Consider the following 18,046-nt stretch of genomic DNA (forward strand, 5'->3'; position numbering starts at 1 on the left):
GATGACAACGCTTGCCCCCTACACCGCCTCAGTCGCCCGCATCTCGCGCAGCAGGCCTTCGAAAGCCTCGACGCGGGGGGCGAAGCGTTGTTCGACGGCGCCGCGGACCTGCGCACCGGCCTTGTCCGGACTGCCGCAATCGACGGGTGGGTGCGGATCGTATTCCAGGCCCAGCTGGATCGCCTGGGCGACAGTCTCGCCGGCCAGTTCCACAGCGACAGTGAAGGCGAAGTCGATCCCCGCCGTCACACCGCCGCCGGTGAAGAGATTGCCGTCGCGCACCACACGCGCCGTCACCGGTTCCGCGCCAAAGGCCGTCAGCAGCTCATGATAGCGCCAGTGTGTGGTCGCCTGGCGTCCCGCCAGAAGACCCGCCGCGCCCAGGATGAAGGCGCCGGTGCACACCGAGGTGACATAGCGCGCCTGAGCGCCCTGGCGTTTGACGAAATCGACGATCTCCGCGTCCTGCATCGCCGCATCCACCCCGAACCCGCCGGGAATGCAGATCAGGTCGAGATCGGGGCAGGTATCGATCGTCGTGTCCGGCAGGATGAAGGGCCCGCAATCGGTGCGCACGGGATCCAGCGTCTTGGCGACCAGGTGGACTTTCGCGCCGGGCACGCGGGAAAGCACCTGCAACGGACCGGTGAAGTCCAGCTGGGTGATGTCGTCGAACAGCAGAAAACCGATAGTCAGCGTGGCGGTCATGATCAGGCCTCTTCTTTCAGGGGGGAGGTGAAACGGGCGCGGTAATCGCTCGGCGACACGCCCAGCTGGCGCATGAAGGCGCGGTCCATGCGCTGGTGCGTGCCGAAGCCGCAGGCCAGCGCCACCGTGTCGATCCGCTGGCGGGTCTCGACCAGAAGGCAGCGCGCCAGATCGATCCGCACACGTTCGACGAAGGCGGCCGGCGAGGTGGTCATCTCGCGGCGGCACAGCCGGCTCAGCGTGCGCGGCGAAACGGCGAGCGTGTCGCACATCGCGGCAACCGACCAGTCGCGCTCCGGCGCCGCCCGCACCGCCTCGGCCAGCCGCGCAAGGCGCCGGTCATCGGCGCCCTGGGCCGCCAGATCGGCGGAAAACTGCGCCTGCCCGCCGGACCGCATGCGGTAGACGACATTCTCGCGCGCCACGGCCAGGGCCAGATCGCGGTCGTGATCGGTCTCGATCAGGGCCAGGGCGAGATCGATCCCCGCCGTCACGCCGGCCGAAGTCCACACCTTGCCATCGCGGATGAAGATCGCATCGGGTTCGACCTCGAGCGCGGGATAATAGCGCTGCAGCCGCGCCGCCGAGCGCCAGTGCGTGGTGACACGGCAGCCGTCCAGATGTCCCCGGCGCGCCAGCAGGAAAGCCCCCGAACACACCGAGGCGACGCGGCCCGCGCTGCCAAAGGCGGTGTCGATGAAGGCCTGGACATCCGGTTCGTCCAGCGCCGCGCGCACGCCCGGCTCCTCGCCGCCCGCAACAATCGCCGTGCAGCCCGGCCCTAGCCGCCCGGCCGCATCGGCCGCGCTGTCCCCGGCGATCACGGCCAGGCCCGACGAGCTTTCCACACTGCCAGCACGGGGTGCGGCGACGCGGATATCGTAGAGTCGGCGGCCGGCTTCATGATTGGCGGCCGAGAACATGGCCAGCGGCCCGGTGAGGTCGAGCAGCTGGAAGCCGGGATAGATCAGAAAGACAAGGCTGTGCGGCGTATCCATACCCGCCACCCTAGCCTCACCGCGCGCTGGCCCAAAGGCCATTCATGGGGCAAATCGGGCCATTCAACGCAGATCCGGCGCCTTTTGTCCTTCCCCTTGATGGGGAAGGGGGACCGCGCCGGAGGCGTGGTGGATGGGGTGGGGGCGAGATGCAGGCAGAACAACGGACCACCGGGGTTCACCCCTTCCGACCCAGCGCTGTGCGCTGGCCCACCTTCCCCATCAAGGGGAAGGACCTCGAGACTGCCGCCCCTAAGCCTCCGGCTTCACGCGCCAGGGCGGGTCGATGCGGTTTTCGCCGGCATGGTAGATCTTGATCTTGTGGCCGTCGGGATCGGCAAGGATCGCCTCGCGCCACAGCCAGGACCGATCCTCCGGCTGTGTCTCGAAGACCAGGCCCTTCGCCTCCAGTTCGCGCACGCGCGCATCCATATCGGCATCTTCCAGATAGATCACCGCGCCGGGATGGACCGGCCCGGTCTCGACATGGATGGAAAACGTGGTGTCGCCCTCGGGCGCCAGGAAGCGGCAATAGTGCGGACTGTCGACCAGGAGCCGGAAACCGAGCTGAAGGTAAAAAGCCTTCGAGCGCGGGATGTCACGGACGGGGAGGGTTATCTGGTTCAGCTGCATCGGTTTCGGTCTCCCGCCTGGAATCGGCAATCTGGTCCAGCGGCCGGATCAGACGGTCCAGCGTCAGGTCCGACAGGAGGAAGGCCCACCCGTCGGCTACCGCATTGATCGCATCGGCTGCGTCGCGGGCATCATCGGTCAGAGCTTGCGCCCGCAACACCGCCCAGCGGGTGTCCCCCAGCGCCAGCACGTCCAGGCTTACGCGCACACCGCCAAAGGTCTCGGCGATATGACGGGCGACGACCTCGCCTTCAAGACGCGAGGCTGCGCGCACGTCACGAAAACGCACCCGCGCCAGTGCGCTGGCCGGACCATTGCCCGCAGCTGCCGTGATCAGCATCCAGCCGCCCGGCTGGCGCAGGGCAAAGCTGCGCACACTCGGCGAAGGCCGCTCCAGCCGGTAGGCCGGTCCACGTTCCGGCGTGATGACGCTGGCGGCGATCGCATTGGCGCCGAGTTCCAGGAAGTCCAGATCCAGCCAGTGCGCGGCCTCGGCGATCGGCGGCAGGCTGGCGGCTGTTTCCCCCGGGCGCGCGGCATAGGTGCGGTTGCGGCCCGGAAAGCGCACATAGATGCCGGTCCCGGTTTCGCGTCCGATGAGGATATCGACCCGCACGGCGCCGGAGGCATCGCGCACGGTCACCCGGGTCGCCTCACCCTCTTCACCCCGGCCGCCCAGTCCCAGGCGTGCATGCTTGGCGGGATCCGCGGTGCGCGCGCCGGCATAATCCAGCCCCGCCAGGAAAGCGTCGAGCTCGGCCAGCCGGCTCGCGATCACGGGATGCCCGTCGCGGCTGGGCATGACCCAGCCGGCCTCGCTGCGCGTCAGGGTGAAATGATCCCCGGCACTGTCGATCTCGATCTCGGCGGCCTCTGTCACCGCCTGCGGCCAGCCGGGCAGGACCGGGCCGGAAACCTCCGGCTGCCAGGCCTGGCGCGCCTGGTTCCAGGTCAGCCCGGCGGCGAGGCCGAGAAGCCCCAGCGCCAGCACGCCTGCAAGGGCGAGCCGGTTGCGGCGCTGGCGGTCCATCGGGCGGCTCATGACGGTCTCCCCCGGCGGCGGCGCACCAGCGCACCGGCAATCCCGGCCAGGATGATCAGCACCGGCGGCACGCCGATGGTCCAGAATTGCAGCGTGGCGTTCAGCGCATCGATATCGCGGCGGAAATCCCGCTCGACGGCGCGCAGCTCGGCCCGCGTCTCGGCGATCTGGTGACGCAGGCGTTCGGCCTCCTCGCGCTGGGCCGCGCCGGAAGCCGACAGGAAGGCCGAGGCCTGGCCCGAACCGGTCAGACTGTCCAGCTGCGCCTCGGCATCGGCGATTTCCTGTTCCAGCGCATCCTGGATTTCCAGATAGCGGGTCTCCGCCGCCTCGCGCAGCCGGTCGACCCGGCTCATCGGCCGCAGCGAGGGCGTGCGCGAGCGCACCTCGATCAGCGCCCGGTCACCGGCCGCCATGTCGATCAGGTTCAGCGCCAGGGTGAGATTGTCGGCCACCATCATATCGCCCACCGCCGGGTCGGAGCGGACGTAGTAAGTATCGTCCAGCCAGTCGGCATCGGCCACCAGTGTGATATCGACCGGCGCATCGGCCTGGCCGACATGATCGGCCGGGCTGAACAGCGTGTCGCCTGCGGGCGGACCATCCGGGAAGGCGGTCTCCGGCAGGCCGGACAGGCGCGCCGCCAGCACCAGCGGTGCCGGTGCGGGCTGATAACCGCGCAGAAGATCGTCGGGCCCCGGCGCACCGGCAGCGATATCGGCGTCGATGGCGGCACCTTCCGGTGAGGTGACCACCAGCGGCGTCACCGTCATGCCGGGCTGGCCCACCGGTTCCAGATAGCCGGGCGAGCCGAAATTGATCCCCAGATCGAGCGTTGCCGTGGCCAGATCCTCGCCGGACAGCTGGGCCTGGCCGACCGAGAACCACAGCGGATAGGCGCGGCGGCGCGCCCGCCCGTCGGCATCGACAATCTCGACCGGCAGACCGAGCGCCCGGTCCATGGCGACGCTCTGGGCGTCATAGCGCACGCCCCAGCGCGCCAGCAGCAGCCCCAGATCCGAGGATCGCCGCGCGCGGATCGGCGGCAGACCGTCCGGTCCAGGCCGCATGGCGACATGCGCCAGCGGGTCGATAAAGGCGAGCAGCCGCCCGCGGGTCAGCACATGCTGATCGATACGGTAGAGCTGGGCCTCGCTCAGCTCGCCCGGATGCAGCAGCAGGAGCGCATCGGCTTCGGGCAGGTCCTGGAAGTCACGATCCACCCAGACAATCTCATAGGCGCCGCTCAGCTCGGTGACGAAACGGTTGGGCGCGCCGGTATCCGGCGTGATCGGCAGGCTGGTGACAACGGCGATTCGCGGCCGGCGCGGCCGTTCCAGATCGGAGATGACACGGGTGAGATCGTATTCCAGCCGCGCCTCGGAATCCTCGCGGAAAACCGGGATCACCGCCTGCTCGTCGATGGAATTGCGCGCCACGAGACCGAAATAGAGCGAGGTGCCGCTCTCGGTCGGCACGGCATCCAGCCCGGCTTCCAGCGCGGCATCCTCGTCCGGCGAGAAGGGCTGCGGGTCGATCTCGGTCAGCCGGATCATGCCGCCGGACCGGTCGGCATAGGCTTCCAGCATTTCGCGCACCCGGCTGGCATAGGCGCGGATCGCGGGATACTGGGCGGCCTCGGCGCGGGAATAATAGAAGCGCCACTCCACCGGCTCGGTCAGGCGGCCGATCACTTCCTCCGTGCCCGGCGAGAGGCGGTAGAGGCCCTGTTCGGTCAGGTCGAGCCGCCAGCTGCGCAGGGTCAGCCCGGCAATCTGATTGCCCGCCAGGAAGATCAGGGCGAGCGCCAGCAGCATCAGCGGCATGAAGAGGGTGCGCTTCATCGGCCACCTCCGCGCCGTTCGGACACCAGCACGCCGCCCATGGTCAGGCAGATGCCGATCAGGCCGAGGAAGTAGACCAGGTCCGCCAGGCCGATCACGCCATTACGGAAGGCGTTGTAATGATCCAGTGCCGACAGGCCGGCGACGAATTCGGTCACCACCGCCGGCGCGCTGGCACCCAGAACGGACAGCACGAAAGGCAGGCCGGCCATGGTCAGCAGGAAGGCCGCGCCGGCGCCGAGCACGAAGGCGACGACCTGGTTGGCCGTGGTCGCCGACAGGGCCTGGCCGACCGCCAGATAGGCACCGGCCAGAAGAAGCGTGCCCAGATAGGCGGTGGCGATGGCCGCATTGTCCGGCTCGCCGAGATAATTGACCGCGATCCACATCGGGAAGGTCAGCGCGATGGCCAGCGCCGCCATCGTCCAGGCGGCAAGAAATTTCCCGCCCGCCGCCGCCCAGAGCGGGATCGGCAGGGCCATCAGGAATTCCAGCGTGCCGCGATCGCGCTCTTCCGCCCAGGCCCGCATCGCCAGCGCCGGCATCAGGATCACCAGCAGCCAGGGCAGATAGTCGAACAGCGGCGCAAGATCGGCGCGGTTGGTGTCGAAGAAGCGGCCGACATGAAAGGCAAAGGCCGGCGCGGCAAAGCCGAACACGGCCAGGAAGACCCAGGCCAGCGGGGTCAGGAAATAGGCGCCCAGCTCGCGCCGGTAGATGGCCCAGAGTGTGTGGATCACGCCGCCGCCTCCGGCGTGCCGTCATCATCGCCGGGCGTCAGGGTGAGCTGCCGGAAGGCCGCCTCGATCTGCCGCTCCGGTGCCAGCTCGGCCAGTTCGCGCGGCGAGCCATCGAACAGCAGCCGGCCGCGGGCGATCACGATAGCGCGCGAGCACACGGCAGGCACTTCTTCCAGGATATGGGTGGAGATGATGATCGCCTTGTCCGGCGCCATGTCGCGGATCAACTGGCGCACCCCGTCTTTCTGGTTGGGATCCAGCCCGTCGGTCGGCTCGTCGAGAATCAGCACCGGCGGATCATGGGCGATGGCGGCCGCCAGCGCGGCGCGGCGCTTATAGCCCTTGGACAGCGTGCCGATGGGCTGATGCTCATAACCACCCAGATTGGCCCGCTCCAGGGCCAGCGCGGCAGCGCGTTTCAGACTGTCTCCGGAAAAGCCGCGCGCGCGCAGGCTGAAAGCGACGAAATCGCGCGGCGACATGGCCGGATAGGCGGGCGCACCCTCGGGCAGATAGCCCAGCCGGGCCTGTGCTTCCAGGCGTGCCGCGACGCAGTCATGCCCGGCAATCGAGGCGCGGCCCTCATCGGCTTCCAGCGCGCCGGCCAGCATGCGCATCGTGGTGGTCTTGCCCGCGCCATTGGGACCGAGAAAGCCCAGCACCTCGCCGCGCTCCAGCGTGAAGGAGACGTCGTCGACGGCGCGGCGCGGTCCGAAATCCTTGGTCAGATGGTCGGCAACCAGCATGTAACGCTCGGAGACTCAAAGCTGAGAGGGCCCTAGCGTTAGCGTGCCGGCGCGCGCTTGGCCAGAGGCGAAACAGGCGGGCGAAAGGCGGGGGTGGGGGTGTCGACCGGATCGCCGCTCCTTGACCCGGGGGGCTGGGGGGGCTGTCTAAATCCAGGATCCGGAACGTTGACGCGACCGGCCGACGCGTTGGACGGTGACTTTGCGGTATGGCGGGAACTGGCCGGGAATGTGGCGACTTTGCGGCACCGCGTGAAATGTTTGTAAGCTGTAAACGGCCATTCAACCCATGGGAGAATGCGGATGACAGCAAGCCCCCACAGCGTGCGTCCGGCGCCACAATCGGTGATGTGGCAACGCCGGGAACTGGACATCATCCTGCGCGTCTACGGCCATTTCGTCGGCCGCGGCGAGTGGAAGGATTATGCGATCGACGGGCTGAAGGACCAGGCCGTCTTCTCGATCTTCCGCCGGCACAGCGAGATGCCGATGTATGCCGTGATCAAGACGCCCGCCGACACCCAGCGCCAGGGCGCCTACAAGGTGGTCGGCATGGACGGCCAGATCCTCAAGCGCGGCCACGACCTGGCCCAGGTCCTGCGCGTCTTCGACAAGAAACGCTTCCACGTGGTGGATTGAAACTTCAGCGACACTTGTCATCCCGGATGAATGCCCCGCGAAGGCGGGGCGCAAGTCCGGGACCCATAATCCCGGTGCCGACCCAGCTGTCGCCTGCGTCGAGCCTGCTTTCGGCAGAGAGCGAGCGTATGGGTCCCGGCCCTCCGGCCCGCCTGCGCAGGCCATACGGCCGGGATGACAACCCCTGTTTCGCTCGCACCACAGCCACAAAAAAGCCCCCGGAGTTTTCCCCGGGGGCCGTTTTCTGTGCGATGTCCGCCGATCCTATTCGCGGCTGCCGAGCAGCGAGAGGATGATCTGGAACATGTTCACGAAAGCGATGTAGAGGTTCAGCGCGCCCATATTGGTGAGCACGGCCATCGAGCGCTGATCGCCCGCCACCTGGTAATACATCACTTTCAGGCTCTGGGTTTGCCAGGCCGTCACGCCCGCCATCAGCAGCAGCACGCCGAACTGCAGCAGCAGTTCCAGGCCGGCGGAGTGGAAGAAGAAGGCGTTCAGCACACCCAGGATGATCGCGCCGATCATGCCCATGAACAGGAAGGCCTGGATCGGCTGCAGGTTGATCTTCGTCGTGTAGCCGAACACCGACAGGCCCAGGAAGGCACCGGCGGTGATGGTGAAGGCCTGGACGATGGTCGCCCAGCTGATCGCCAGCGTGCGGCCGCCTGAGGTGGTGATCCCGTCCGGCGCAGCGCCGCCCGCCATCACGACCCAGATGCTCAGACCCGTACCGATCAGGGCGACGATCGCCCAGTAAAGCAGGGCCGAACCGGTCGGCGAGGGATTGCGCATGAAGAACATCGAGCCGAACAGCAGGGCCAGCGGACCCCATTGCACGACAAAGAGCAGCGGCGTGCCATAGACCAGCGCCGTCAGCGGCGCGACGGTGCCGACCGCATAAGCCAGAGCGGCCGAGATCAGCAGGCCCAGGCCCATCTTGTTGTAGACGCCGAGCATGAATTTGCGCAGGCCGGCATCCCGCGACATGTCCATCGCCTGGCTACCGGAATAAGTGCGGGAAAAATCGTTCATCGTTACGTCTCTCTCGTAGTCAGGACGTGTGAAACCACACGCCGCGCGCCGACAGGGCGCTTTGTCCCGCAATATCGGTCTGACCGGCCCAAATGGCAAGGCGGGACGCGGCGGGGGTCGCGTCCCCCTGTCAGGTCCTGACAGGTCCTGCGCACCATTGCAGACATGGCGCAAAATGTCCTAGGGATCGGGCAGTCCGGAGTGTCCGCCCATGTCCCTGCGCCTGTTTGCCGCCCTGCCCGTGCCGGAGGAGATCGGAGCCGGCTTGTTGCGCCTGCAAAAAGGCGTGCCGGGCGCGCGCTGGCGGCCGGTGGAGAATTTCCACATCACGCTGCGCTTTTTCGGCGAAATCGACGAGCGCATGGCCGAAGACCTCGATGCCGAGCTGGCGAATATCCAGATGGCGCCCTTCACCGTGCGGCTCAAGGGGGCGGGCTGGTTCGGCAAGACCGATCCGCGCGCACTCTGGCTGGGCGTCGAGGCCGGCGAGGCTGTTGCCACGCTGGCGGGCCGGTGCGAACGGGCGGCGCGGCGCGCCGGTCTGAAGCCGGAAACGCGCAATTTCCACCCGCACATGACGATCGCCTATCTCAAGGGCACGCCCGTGGACAAGGCCAACCGCTTCACCCAGCGCGCCAGCGATCTGGAGACCGAAGCCTGGATGGCCACGCATTTCAGTCTTTACTCCAGCTGGATCACCCGCGGCGACGCCAATATCTACGAAGCCGAGGCCGACTACCCGCTCGCCTGACCGGGCTCGTCACGCAAGGCCGCGATCAGCCCGTCAATACCGGCCTCGACCAGGTCGAGTACATCCTCGAACCCGGCATCGGCGCCATAATAGGGGTCCGGAACATCGTCCATCTGCGTGTCAGGTGCCCAGTCCATCAGGCGGGAGACCCGGCCCGACACGCCTTTCGGCGCAAGGCGGAGCAAATGGCTGTGATGACCGCTGTCCATGGCCAGGATATGGTCGAAACGGGTGAAGTCTTCCGCGACAACGGCCCGCGCCACCAGCCCCTCGAAACTGTAACCGCGGGCGGCGGCCGCCGCCTGGCTGCGCGGATCCGGCGGCTCGCCTTCATGCCAGCCGCTGGTGCCGGCGGAATCAACCCGCCAGTCCAGCCCCAGCGCCTCGATCCGCGCCCGGGCGACCGCTTGCGCCGTCGGCGAACGGCAGATATTCCCGGTGCACACGAAGAGAAGCCGCATCACTCGGCCTCAACGCTGAAGGCGCCGGGCAGCACGGTGAGCTGCCAGTCGCCGCCGGACTGGTAGAGCCAGTAGATATCGCCATAGGCGGTTTCCGGCAGGCGGCCCTCTTCGCAGCCGGCCGTTTCGGCGGCGGCGGCACCGGCGAACTCGACCAGCCACAGGCAGGACGTGTTGGAATGCTCGCCGGCGAGCGTCCAGCGGACTTCGCCGCCCCGGGCCTCGGCAAAGGCCGCCGCGCGCTGGCGTCCGATCGTCGCGCCGGGCGTGCAGTCGCCGGTATGGCCATCAACCGCCTGGTGCGCGATCACCTCGGCATGTCCGGCCGCAGCGGTCAGCCGGGTGCGGCAGGCAGCGCTGGCATAGGCCCGGTCGACCGGCATCTCGCCCAGAAGGTCCGACAGCCGTGCGACCATCGCCTCACCCGTCTCGCTGAGCGGACATTCCATACCATTGCAGTCCGGCGAGATCTTGTAGGCGTGGCGTACCACCAGGATGTGGCGGCCGGACACGGCGATATCGGCCTGCACATCCGCCGGCGCCAGTTCCAGCAGGGCCGGACGGTCGAAGTCCGCCGCTGCGGCATCCTCCAGACCGGCAGCCGTCAGCAGGAGTGCGGAAAGATAAGTCGTGATCATGATGAGCCTCCCCTTGAACCCGGCGAGACTAGCGGCCGCAGCCCGGCTGGCCAATGACCCCTCCATGACCAAGCGGACAGGTTGAGATGCCCGCCCCGGCAGGCCGCAGATCAGACCTCGTCCGTATCCGGCTCGATCTGGACGACCATGCTGGCAAATGCGCGCGTGCCCTCGCCCGGCGCGCTCTCGAAGACCAGCTCGCCTTCCATCAGATCGACCAGGCGGCGGCAGATCGACAGGCCGATCCCGCGGCCCGACCCGGTGCGCAAGGTGCGGGTCTCGGTGGCAAGGTCCAGCTCTTCCGGCGACATGCCGGTCCCGGTATCGGAGACGGTAAAGGTCAGGCGCGCATGGTCGGGATCGACCGGCACGGCCTTCACATCGACCGTGATCCGCCCTTCCGGGGTAAACTTGATCGCGTTGGAAACCAGATGCGTGAGGATCTGCTTGATCCGGCCCGGATCGCCAATCATCGGCTGTTTGACATCATCGCCACAGGCCGGGCCCAGTTCCAGGCCGCGCTCGGCCGCCAGCGGCGCAAACAGACCGGTCACCGACCGGATCAGCTCGCACGGCTCGAACACCGTGCTGCGCAGTTCCACCTTGCCATTTTCCAGCTGTGACAGGTCCAGAACATCGCGGACCCGGTTCAGCGTCGACTGCGCCGATTGTTCCAGCGTGGTCAGCAGGCGGCGCTGTTCGGCATCCATCTCGGTATTCGCCAAGAGGCTCGCCAGGCCGAGAATTCCGTTCAGCGGAGTCTGCAGCTCATGGCTCAGCCCCAGGAGGAATTCCGATTTCGACTGGCGCAGGGCGCGCTGCATCTCGGCCTCGGTCTTGAGTTCCGCCTCCAGCGTGTCACGCGAGGACAGTTCGTCCTGCATCCGGTTCGCCGAATACCGCATGCGCGACAGCAGACGTCCCAGCCGACGGATCAGCATCACGAAGCCGATCAGCATCAGGCCGACGGCAATCGCATCGCTCAGGGGACGGATGCGGTGGCCGGCGAAATCCACCCACGCAGCAAGCACGTCCGGCGACAACACCAGCGGGCCGGCAATGTGTAGCAGGACGTCGGCGAGATAGTAGGCGGACCACAGGATGATGCCGCCGGAAAGCACCTGCACGGCGCGCACGGCGCCGGCGAACTGGATCGACCGGGCATGCGTCCACAGATATCCGGCCGCGACGGTTCCGGTCGCGACGAACAGCAGATCCAGCAATATCGTCAGCAGGGGCGAGTGCATGTCTTCACTCGTCCCCGACCGGGGAACACTTGGTCAAACGCCCGCTCTACTCCATATCCGCCACCGGCCTCGCTGCCAGCGGCCAAGAACCCTTGCCCCCGGGGGGGCCGGTGTAAAGCACTGGCCGACGCAATGAATTTTTCATTCATCGCGCCGGACTGCGATAATCAGGCGGCAGGAACAGGGAAATTGCCTCCTGCCGGGATCAGTCGTTGCGGCCAAGACGGCGCTTGCGGCGCGCCATCAGCTGCAGGCGCAGCGCATTGAGGCGGATGAAGCCCTCGGCATCCTTCTGGTCGTAGACATCGTCTTCCTCGAAGGTCACATGCGCCTCCGAATACAGCGTGTGATCCGAGGAGCGGCCAACGACATTGACCGAGCCCTTGTAGAGTTTCAGACGGACATCGCCCGTGACATATTCCTGACTCTTGTCGATCGCCGCCTGCAGCATTTCGCGCTCCGGCGAGAACCAGAAGCCTTCATAGAGCAGCTTGGCATATTTCGGCATCAGCTCGTCCTTCAGGTGCGCGGCACCACGGTCGAGCGTGAGCTGTTCGATGCCGCGATGAGCCGCCATCAGGATGGTGCCGCCCGGCGTCTCATAGATGCCGCGCGACTTCATGCCGACGAACCGGTTCTCCACCAGGTCCAGCCGGCCGATGCCGTGCTTGCGGCCCAGCTCGTTCAGTTCTGTCAGGAGGGTGGCAGGGGAAAGCGCCTTGCCGTTCACGGCCGTCGCATCGCCGCGCTCGAAGCTGATCGTGACGTATTCCGGCGTGTCCGGTGCTTCGACCGGGTCAACCGTGCGCTGAAAGACGATGTCGGACGCTTCCTCGGCCGGATCCTCCAGCACCTTGCCTTCCGACGAAGTGTGCCAGAGATTGGCGTCGACCGAGAAGGGCGCCTCGCCGCGCTTGTCCTTGGCCACCTGGATACCGTGCTGTTCAGCATAGCCGATCAGCTTGGTGCGCGAATTGAGATCCCATTCCCGCCAGGGCGCGATCACGCGCAGGTCCGGATCCAGCGCATAGACGCCCAGCTCGAAACGTACTTGGTCATTGCCCTTGCCGGTCGCGCCATGCGCCACGGCGTCGGCGCCGGTTTCGTGGGCAATCTCCACCAGACGCTTGGAGATCAGGGGACGGGCGATCGAGGTGCCCAGCAGGTAAAGGCCTTCATAGACCGCATTGGCGCGCACCATCGGGAAGACGAAGTCACGCACGAATTCCTCGCGTAGATCCTCGATGAAGATGTCCTTCACGCCGGCCGCCTCGGCCTTCTTGCGCGCCGGCTCCAGCTCCTCGCCCTGGCCCAGATCGGCCGTGAAGGTGACGACTTCGGCGTCATAATGGTCCTGAAGCCATTTCAGGATCACCGAGGTGTCGAGACCGCCGGAATAGGCAAGAACAACCTTTTTCACAGGCTTTTTGGCAGGCATGGCGCATATCCTTTTCGTCTGCCGTTCGCCTACCGCCAAGCCCGTGCGCACGCAAGGGGAATGAGCGGGCGCGCGCACTCCCCACTGCAACAAACCCGCCCCCTCCACATTTTTCCCGGCTGGAAGCGCATCGCTTGAGATGACCTTCGGTAGATCCCGGATCTGCAGCCCGCTACCGCGGGCTTCCGTCCGGGAAAAATCGAGAGAGGCGAAAGAGAGGGTGCAAACGTCTTAACTTCCACCGTCACCCTGACGAAGGTCAGGGCCCAGTTCGTAAGGGCGGATGACCGCGATCTCGCACCTATCCCTCATGATGGCGCCGCCCGATTTGAGCCCCTGCAGCCCAAATCTCCCTCTATGAACTGGGTCCTGACCTTCGTCAGGATGACGGCGGATGGGGGCCGCACGGAGCAAAACCGGACAAACCGCCAACCCCGCTTTGACACGCACCAAATCCGCGCCATGCTCGCCGCATGAACCGGTCCGGACTGTCCCGATTTTCCCGTTTTCGCGGGCGCCGTGCGCGCTTTGAGCATGATCGCAGCGACCGGGCGGCGCACGATGAGCGGCTGCGCGCGCTGTGCCGGACCGCCAAACAGGCCGGTATCGGCACGACGAAGACGCTGGCGGAGCGGCTGGCGCGCGAGGGAATCGATCTTTCCATTCCGCGCCTTGCCGGTCTGAAAGCGGCGCTGGACGGGGAGGCCCGTGCGCTGAAACCGGACGCGTTCGAGGCTGGCGCCGAAATTCCGGCGGACGCGCTGCGTCTGGTGGAGCGAACGCTGGACGGCCAGCTCGCCATTGCCGGTTTCGGCGGATTTTCCGGCCGTATCGCCAACCTGTTCGACTATGCCCGCGAGAACCGGGCCGGCACGGTGGCGAGCTATATCCCCGAACTGGCCCGCCAGGAGCCGGACCGGTTCGGCCTGGCCGTGTGCAGCCTGGACGGCCAGCGTCTGGCCCTGGGCGATGCGGAGCAGGCCTTCTGCCTGCAATCGGTGGTGAAACCGCTGAATTATGCCCTCGCCCTGGCGCTGAACGGCGAGAACCAGGTGCACCGCCATGTGGGCCGCGAGCCCTCAGGCCGCCGTTTCAACGAGCTGGCGCTGGATCCGGACAACCGGCCGCACAATCCGATGATCAATTCCGGCGCCATCATGTGCGCCGCCATGATCCGCCCCTCGCGCGCCATTGCCGACCGGCAGGCGCTGGTACAGCGCTTCGTCGCCTCGGCGGCGGGCGGGGCAGCGTGCGGCTTTGACGAAGCCGTCTATCACTCCGAACGCCAGACAGCGGCGCGCAATCTCTCCCTGGTCAAGCTGATGGACGAGCATGATGCCTTTCCCGAGGGCAGCGATACCGGTGCCGCGCTCGATCTTTATTTTCGCACCTGTTCGCTGACGCTGGATTGTCAGGGCTTGTCAGTGGCGGCCGCCATGCTGGCCAATGGCGGCGTGTGTCCGCTCACCGGTCACCGGGTGATCGACCCGCGCATCGTGCGCAACACGCTGTCATTGATGCTGACATGCGGCATGTACGACTATTCCGGCGAATACGCTTTCTCGGTCGGCCTGCCCGCCAAGTCCGGCGTGTCCGGCGGTCTGATGATCGTCATACCGGGTATCGCCGGTATCGCACTGTTCTCGCCACGGCTCGACCGGCAGGGCAATTGCGTGCGCGGTATCGAGTTTTCGCGGCGCCTGATCGAGGACTACCCTTTCCACATCTTCGCCGGCGTCGCGACCGACTGAACCGGCTCGCCAGGGCCGCGGGATGGCGCCATAGTGCCGCAAACCGGCCCGGAGTCTGCCATGCTCGACCTCTCGCTTTTCCCGCTTTTCCTGGCCGCCGGCATCGCCCTGGCCCTGACACCCGGTCCCGACATGGCCTTCACCCTCGCCACCGCCGCCTCGCGCGGGCCGCGCGCCGGTCTGGGCGCCGTCGCGGGCATCTGCACCGGCGGCCTGGTGTGGACGATGGCAGCCGCCGGCGGGCTGGCGGCGCTGATCGCCGCCTCCGAACATGCCCTGACAGCCGTGCGCTATGCCGGCGCCGCCTATCTGATCTGGCTGGGCTGGAAAACCTTCCGCAGCCTGGACGCGCCGATCGAGGCCGAGGGCGCCGGCAGCGCCGCGCGGGCCTTCCGCCGCGGCCTGGTGACCAATCTGCTCAATCCCAAGATCGGCCTTTTCTTCCTGGCGTTGCTGCCGCAATTCACCAATGCCGAGCTCGGCCCGGTCTGGCTGCAGATGCTCACGCTGGGACTGGTCTTCTTTGCCATTGGCGGCGTCGTGCTGACCGTGATCGTATTTGCCGCCGGCGCCGCCCAGAAGCAGCTGAAATCCTCGCGGATTTCGCGGCGCGTGCTCAACGGCATCGCCGCCACGGCCTTCGGCGGACTCGGTCTGCGCTTGATCTTTTCAGGCAATGCGACCTAGAAGACGCCCATGTCACACACCGCAGATTCCCGCCTCATAGTCGCGCTCGACGTGCCGACGACCGACCAGGCCTGGTCGATCGTCGAGGCCGTCGGCGATGCCGTCAGCTTCTACAAGATCGGTCTCCAGCTGCTCCCCGTGGGCGGAATGGACCTCTGCCGCCGCCTCAAGAGCGCCGGCAAGGACGTCTTTCTGGACTTCAAGCTGCATGACATTCCCGCCACGGTGGAAAAGGCGACCCGGTCGATCACCGCCGGCGGCGCCGACCTGCTCACCGTGCACGCCGAACCGCCAGTGATGCGCGCCGCCGTCGCCGGGCGCGAAGGTTCAGGCCTGCGCATTCTCGGTGTCACCGTGCTGACCAGCTATGACGACGCCATGCTGGCCGAGATGGGCTATGCCTATGGCGCCCGCGATCTCGTCCTGCGCCGCGTGGAACAGGCGCTTGAGGCCGGTGTTGATGGTGTCGTCGCCAGCGCTCACGAGGCGACCGAGATCCGCCAACGCTTCGGCGATGATTTCCTGATCGTCACCCCGGGCATCCGTCCGGCCGGCGCCGAAATCGGCGACCAGAAACGCGTCGCCACCCCGGCCGCAGCCCTCGCCCAGGGCGCCACCCACCTCGTGGTCGGGCGCCCCGTCAACGCCGCCGAAAACCCCGCCGCCGCCGCGCGGGCGATTGTCGAAGAGATAGCCGGCGTTCCGGCCTGAGCGCTTCACGCTTTTCTGCTGTCATCGCGGATGGATAGACGCCATTCCGGCCGCTCCCATCCGCCGTCACCCTGACCGGGCGGCAAGCCTAGTCGTAGGGATAGGCCCTCGCCGGAGCGTGGGCGCGGCGCGTATCCATGGCGCGCACCTGGCGGGTCGTGTGCGTGAGGCCGGCAAAGCGCGTGCGCACCTCGCCCGAGGCGGAAATCAGGACGATCCCGCGATAGCTGTAGAGCGGGGTGAAGGGACGCTCGACCCCACCGGCCAGGGAGCCGGTGAAGAAGCTTTCGTCCAGGGTGACGGTCTCGCGGCGCGCCGGCGCGAAATCCGCGGTCTGCGTCACCGCATGTCGCGGAATGTCGCTGTAACGGGTCTCGTATGTGGCCGCTGTTTCATACGCATGATGGACTTGTGCAGCCTCGATGTGACGGGTCTGGCGCGGCGCCCCTTCCAGCCGGGTCACATCGGCGGAAAACCCTGACGATTGAGGGCGTTGCACCTCATCCGGCATCTGCGTGAAACGGCAGGCAGGGCCAGTATAATCCCCGGCCAGGGCCTGGCGGATATCCTCGGGCGAACACTCCCGCGCCGGCGCGGTGCCGGATTGCGCAAATGCCGCCGGAGCCGCCAGGAGCGCGGTCGCCAAAACCATGAAAACAGGGCGAAAAACTTGTGCCATTCCGGCACAGTATCGTGTGCAACCGGTGTTGCGAAGCCCTTGCACCCGGCACGCGAAACCGGGGACACGGGCTCAACTATCCGCACCCCCTCAAAAGTCGCTTAGAATGCCCTTCTTCTCCCAGTCGCCATAGCGGGTGGGTTCCGGCCCGCTCCGGCGTCCGCCGGTTTCCGGCGGCAGCTCGGCGGCCTCCTGCGCCTTGCGGCGGGCCTCGGCCTCTTCCAGCGCCCGCCGGGCGGCCGGGCTCAATGTCTTGCCGGGCGCAGCTTCAGCAGGGATTCCCGCCATGCCCGTCCCGTCTTGCCGTTCTTTCTGGGTCATCCCATTTATCTAGTCCGACAGGGGCCTGTCGCCAAGAATGGATACTGCCACAACCATGACTGCCAACGGATTACGTACCTTCCTCCTGCTCGCCGGCATGACCGCCCTCTTCATGGCGATCGGCTATGTGCTGGGCGGTGCCGCCGGCGCGATGATCGCCCTGGTCATCGCCGGGGCCATGAACCTGTTTGCCTGGTGGAACAGTGCCGACATGGTGCTGCGCATGCACGGCGCCCGCGAGATCGGTCCGGACGAACGCCATCCGCAATTGCGCCAGTATGCCGCCGATGTCGAACATCTCGCCCGCCGCGCCGGCCTGCCCGTGCCGCGCGTCTTTGTGATCGAGAGCGACCAGCCCAACGCCTTCGCCACCGGCCGCGACCCCGGTCACGCCGCCGTCGCCGCGACGACCGGTCTGCTGGCCCGGCTCGACCGGGAAGAAGTGCAGGGCGTGATGGCGCACGAGCTCGCCCATGTGAAAAACCGCGACACGCTGACCATGACCGTCACCGCCACCCTGGCCGGCGCGATCGGCATGCTGGCCAATTTCGCGCTCTTCTTCGGTGGCGGAAACCGCGCCGGGCTGATCGGCTCGATCGCCCTGATGATCTTTGCCCCCATGGCCGCCATGCTGGTGCAGAGCGCGATCAGCCGCGCCCGCGAATACGAGGCCGACCGGATCGGCGCGCAGATCATGGGCAAGCCGATGGCGTTGGCCAGCGCGCTGGAAAAGATCGAGCGCACGGCCCGCCGCACCATCAATGACAGCGCCGAACGCAATCCGGCGACGGCCCACATGTTCATCATCAACCCGCTGAACGGCCAGCGGATGGACAATCTCTTCTCCACCCACCCGGACACCGCCAACCGGATTGCCAGGCTGCGCGAAATGGCCGGCGCCGCCGCCCCGGTCCGCTCCGGCCCCTGGGCGCCACGCGGTCCGTGGGGGTAGGGGCGGCACGGCGCATTAGACGGGC

20 protein-coding genes are annotated in these 18,046 nt (G+C 67.0%); 6 read left to right on the forward strand and 14 right to left on the reverse strand.

What is annotated here, in order from left to right:
* Window positions 1–18: 18 nt before the first annotated feature.
* From ACXAJV_RS00525 to ACXAJV_RS00555, 7 genes are all read right to left on the reverse strand, one after another.
* Window positions 19–708: a DJ-1/PfpI family protein gene (locus tag ACXAJV_RS00525; protein WP_475080709.1), complete on the reverse strand. Its 690-nt coding sequence runs from the start codon at window positions 706–708 to the stop codon at window positions 19–21.
* 2 nt (window positions 709–710) lie between these two features.
* Entirely contained in the window at window positions 711–1,706 is a 996-nt protein-coding gene (locus ACXAJV_RS00530; protein WP_475080711.1) for a GlxA family transcriptional regulator, read from the reverse strand.
* Window positions 1,707–1,958: 252 nt separating this feature from the next.
* Window positions 1,959–2,339 (reverse strand): VOC family protein, encoded by a 381-nt coding sequence (locus ACXAJV_RS00535; protein WP_475080712.1) that lies wholly within the window; start codon window positions 2,337–2,339, stop codon window positions 1,959–1,961.
* Complete coding sequence (locus ACXAJV_RS00540) at window positions 2,305–3,381, reverse strand: DUF4340 domain-containing protein (protein ID WP_475080715.1); 1,077 nt, start codon at window positions 3,379–3,381, stop codon at window positions 2,305–2,307. Before ACXAJV_RS00540 ends, ACXAJV_RS00535 begins: the two co-directional genes overlap by 35 nt.
* The gene (locus ACXAJV_RS00545) at window positions 3,378–5,225 is read right to left on the reverse strand and encodes a Gldg family protein (protein WP_475080717.1); all 1,848 of its coding nucleotides are present in this window, start codon (window positions 5,223–5,225) and stop codon (window positions 3,378–3,380) included. The genes ACXAJV_RS00540 and ACXAJV_RS00545 overlap by 4 nt, the downstream gene beginning before the upstream one ends.
* The gene (locus ACXAJV_RS00550) at window positions 5,222–5,965 is read right to left on the reverse strand and encodes an ABC transporter permease (protein ID WP_475080719.1); all 744 of its coding nucleotides are present in this window, start codon (window positions 5,963–5,965) and stop codon (window positions 5,222–5,224) included. Before ACXAJV_RS00550 ends, ACXAJV_RS00545 begins: the two co-directional genes overlap by 4 nt.
* On the reverse strand, window positions 5,962–6,711 hold the full coding sequence (locus tag ACXAJV_RS00555; RefSeq protein ID WP_475080722.1) for an ABC transporter ATP-binding protein: 750 nt from the start codon (window positions 6,709–6,711) through the stop codon (window positions 5,962–5,964). Before ACXAJV_RS00555 ends, ACXAJV_RS00550 begins: the two co-directional genes overlap by 4 nt.
* Window positions 6,712–7,014: 303 nt before the next feature.
* On the opposite strand from ACXAJV_RS00555, the gene ACXAJV_RS00560 reads away from it, so the two are divergent.
* Complete coding sequence (locus tag ACXAJV_RS00560) at window positions 7,015–7,350, forward strand: DUF2794 domain-containing protein (protein ID WP_475080724.1); 336 nt, start codon at window positions 7,015–7,017, stop codon at window positions 7,348–7,350.
* Between the two features lie 264 nt (window positions 7,351–7,614).
* Here the strand turns inward: ACXAJV_RS00560 and ACXAJV_RS00565 are convergent, their stop codons facing one another.
* Entirely contained in the window at window positions 7,615–8,385 is a 771-nt protein-coding gene (locus ACXAJV_RS00565; RefSeq protein ID WP_475080726.1) for a Bax inhibitor-1/YccA family protein, read from the reverse strand.
* Between the two features lie 211 nt (window positions 8,386–8,596).
* Between ACXAJV_RS00565 and thpR the strand changes: the two genes are divergently transcribed.
* Window positions 8,597–9,136, forward strand: coding sequence for an RNA 2',3'-cyclic phosphodiesterase (gene thpR / locus ACXAJV_RS00570; protein WP_475080728.1), 540 nt, complete (start codon window positions 8,597–8,599; stop codon window positions 9,134–9,136).
* On the opposite strand, the gene ACXAJV_RS00575 is transcribed toward thpR, so the two are convergent.
* The 4 genes from ACXAJV_RS00575 to ACXAJV_RS00590 all read right to left on the reverse strand — a co-directional run bounded on the left by ACXAJV_RS00575 (window position 9,121) and on the right by ACXAJV_RS00590 (window position 12,920).
* Entirely contained in the window at window positions 9,121–9,597 is a 477-nt protein-coding gene (locus ACXAJV_RS00575; RefSeq protein ID WP_475080730.1) for a low molecular weight protein-tyrosine-phosphatase, read from the reverse strand. The genes thpR and ACXAJV_RS00575 overlap by 16 nt on opposite strands.
* Window positions 9,597–10,235, reverse strand: coding sequence for a histidine phosphatase family protein (locus tag ACXAJV_RS00580; protein ID WP_475080732.1), 639 nt, complete (start codon window positions 10,233–10,235; stop codon window positions 9,597–9,599). The genes ACXAJV_RS00575 and ACXAJV_RS00580 overlap by 1 nt, the downstream gene beginning before the upstream one ends.
* 110 nt (window positions 10,236–10,345) lie before the next feature.
* Window positions 10,346–11,482 carry a sensor histidine kinase gene (locus ACXAJV_RS00585; protein ID WP_475080734.1) on the reverse strand — a complete coding sequence of 379 codons (1,137 nt, stop codon included), beginning with the start codon at window positions 11,480–11,482 and terminating at the stop codon, window positions 10,346–10,348.
* A 205-nt stretch (window positions 11,483–11,687) separates the two neighbouring features.
* The gene (locus ACXAJV_RS00590; RefSeq protein WP_475080735.1) at window positions 11,688–12,920 is read right to left on the reverse strand and encodes an argininosuccinate synthase; all 1,233 of its coding nucleotides are present in this window, start codon (window positions 12,918–12,920) and stop codon (window positions 11,688–11,690) included.
* 473 nt (window positions 12,921–13,393) lie between these two features.
* On the opposite strand from ACXAJV_RS00590, the gene glsA reads away from it, so the two are divergent.
* Genes glsA through pyrF form a run of 3 tightly spaced genes read left to right on the forward strand, consistent with a single transcriptional unit; the run spans window position 13,394 to window position 16,069 of the window.
* The gene (gene glsA / locus ACXAJV_RS00595) at window positions 13,394–14,671 is read left to right on the forward strand and encodes a glutaminase A (RefSeq protein WP_475080737.1); all 1,278 of its coding nucleotides are present in this window, start codon (window positions 13,394–13,396) and stop codon (window positions 14,669–14,671) included.
* A gap of 60 nt (window positions 14,672–14,731) precedes the next feature.
* Window positions 14,732–15,358 (forward strand): LysE family translocator, encoded by a 627-nt coding sequence (locus ACXAJV_RS00600; protein ID WP_475080739.1) that lies wholly within the window; start codon window positions 14,732–14,734, stop codon window positions 15,356–15,358.
* Window positions 15,359–15,367: 9 nt separating this feature from the next.
* On the forward strand, window positions 15,368–16,069 hold the full coding sequence (gene pyrF / locus ACXAJV_RS00605) for an orotidine-5'-phosphate decarboxylase (protein ID WP_475080741.1): 702 nt from the start codon (window positions 15,368–15,370) through the stop codon (window positions 16,067–16,069).
* 88 nt (window positions 16,070–16,157) lie between these two features.
* Here pyrF and ACXAJV_RS00610 read toward each other — a convergent pair whose 3' ends face one another.
* On the reverse strand, window positions 16,158–16,748 hold the full coding sequence (locus ACXAJV_RS00610; protein ID WP_475080743.1) for a hypothetical protein: 591 nt from the start codon (window positions 16,746–16,748) through the stop codon (window positions 16,158–16,160).
* A gap of 90 nt (window positions 16,749–16,838) precedes the next feature.
* Window positions 16,839–17,036 (reverse strand): DUF1674 domain-containing protein, encoded by a 198-nt coding sequence (locus ACXAJV_RS00615; protein WP_475083260.1) that lies wholly within the window; start codon window positions 17,034–17,036, stop codon window positions 16,839–16,841.
* Window positions 17,037–17,124: 88 nt separating this feature from the next.
* Between ACXAJV_RS00615 and htpX the strand changes: the two genes are divergently transcribed.
* The gene (gene htpX, locus ACXAJV_RS00620; RefSeq protein WP_475080746.1) at window positions 17,125–18,021 is read left to right on the forward strand and encodes a zinc metalloprotease HtpX; all 897 of its coding nucleotides are present in this window, start codon (window positions 17,125–17,127) and stop codon (window positions 18,019–18,021) included.
* The last annotated feature ends 25 nt before the right edge of the window (window positions 18,022–18,046 follow it).

The organism is Maricaulis sp. ABE4_448 (assembly GCF_056160825.1).

Bases quoted from the DNA above. Each gene is read 5' to 3' on its own strand.
- ACXAJV_RS00590 (WP_475080735.1), bottom strand. From the start codon at position 12,920: ATGCCTGCCAAAAAGCCTGTGAAAAAGGTTGTTCTTGCCTATTCCGGC.
- ACXAJV_RS00535 (WP_475080712.1), bottom strand. From the start codon at position 2,339: ATGCAGCTGAACCAGATAACCCTCCCCGTCCGTGACATCCCGCGCTCG.
- ACXAJV_RS00540 (WP_475080715.1), bottom strand. From the start codon at position 3,381: ATGAGCCGCCCGATGGACCGCCAGCGCCGCAACCGGCTCGCCCTTGCA.
- pyrF (WP_475080741.1), top strand. From the start codon at position 15,368: ATGTCACACACCGCAGATTCCCGCCTCATAGTCGCGCTCGACGTGCCG.
- ACXAJV_RS00560 (WP_475080724.1), top strand. From the start codon at position 7,015: ATGACAGCAAGCCCCCACAGCGTGCGTCCGGCGCCACAATCGGTGATG.
- ACXAJV_RS00565 (WP_475080726.1), bottom strand. From the start codon at position 8,385: ATGAACGATTTTTCCCGCACTTATTCCGGTAGCCAGGCGATGGACATG.
- ACXAJV_RS00600 (WP_475080739.1), top strand. From the start codon at position 14,732: ATGCTCGACCTCTCGCTTTTCCCGCTTTTCCTGGCCGCCGGCATCGCC.
- ACXAJV_RS00525 (WP_475080709.1), bottom strand. From the start codon at position 708: ATGACCGCCACGCTGACTATCGGTTTTCTGCTGTTCGACGACATCACC.
- ACXAJV_RS00530 (WP_475080711.1), bottom strand. From the start codon at position 1,706: ATGGATACGCCGCACAGCCTTGTCTTTCTGATCTATCCCGGCTTCCAG.
- ACXAJV_RS00545 (WP_475080717.1), bottom strand. From the start codon at position 5,225: ATGAAGCGCACCCTCTTCATGCCGCTGATGCTGCTGGCGCTCGCCCTG.
- ACXAJV_RS00585 (WP_475080734.1), bottom strand. From the start codon at position 11,482: ATGCACTCGCCCCTGCTGACGATATTGCTGGATCTGCTGTTCGTCGCG.
- ACXAJV_RS00615 (WP_475083260.1), bottom strand. From the start codon at position 17,036: ATGGCGGGAATCCCTGCTGAAGCTGCGCCCGGCAAGACATTGAGCCCG.
- htpX (WP_475080746.1), top strand. From the start codon at position 17,125: ATGACTGCCAACGGATTACGTACCTTCCTCCTGCTCGCCGGCATGACC.
- ACXAJV_RS00610 (WP_475080743.1), bottom strand. From the start codon at position 16,748: ATGGCACAAGTTTTTCGCCCTGTTTTCATGGTTTTGGCGACCGCGCTC.
- thpR (WP_475080728.1), top strand. From the start codon at position 8,597: ATGTCCCTGCGCCTGTTTGCCGCCCTGCCCGTGCCGGAGGAGATCGGA.
- ACXAJV_RS00580 (WP_475080732.1), bottom strand. From the start codon at position 10,235: ATGATCACGACTTATCTTTCCGCACTCCTGCTGACGGCTGCCGGTCTG.
- ACXAJV_RS00575 (WP_475080730.1), bottom strand. From the start codon at position 9,597: ATGCGGCTTCTCTTCGTGTGCACCGGGAATATCTGCCGTTCGCCGACG.
- glsA (WP_475080737.1), top strand. From the start codon at position 13,394: ATGAACCGGTCCGGACTGTCCCGATTTTCCCGTTTTCGCGGGCGCCGT.
- ACXAJV_RS00555 (WP_475080722.1), bottom strand. From the start codon at position 6,711: ATGCTGGTTGCCGACCATCTGACCAAGGATTTCGGACCGCGCCGCGCC.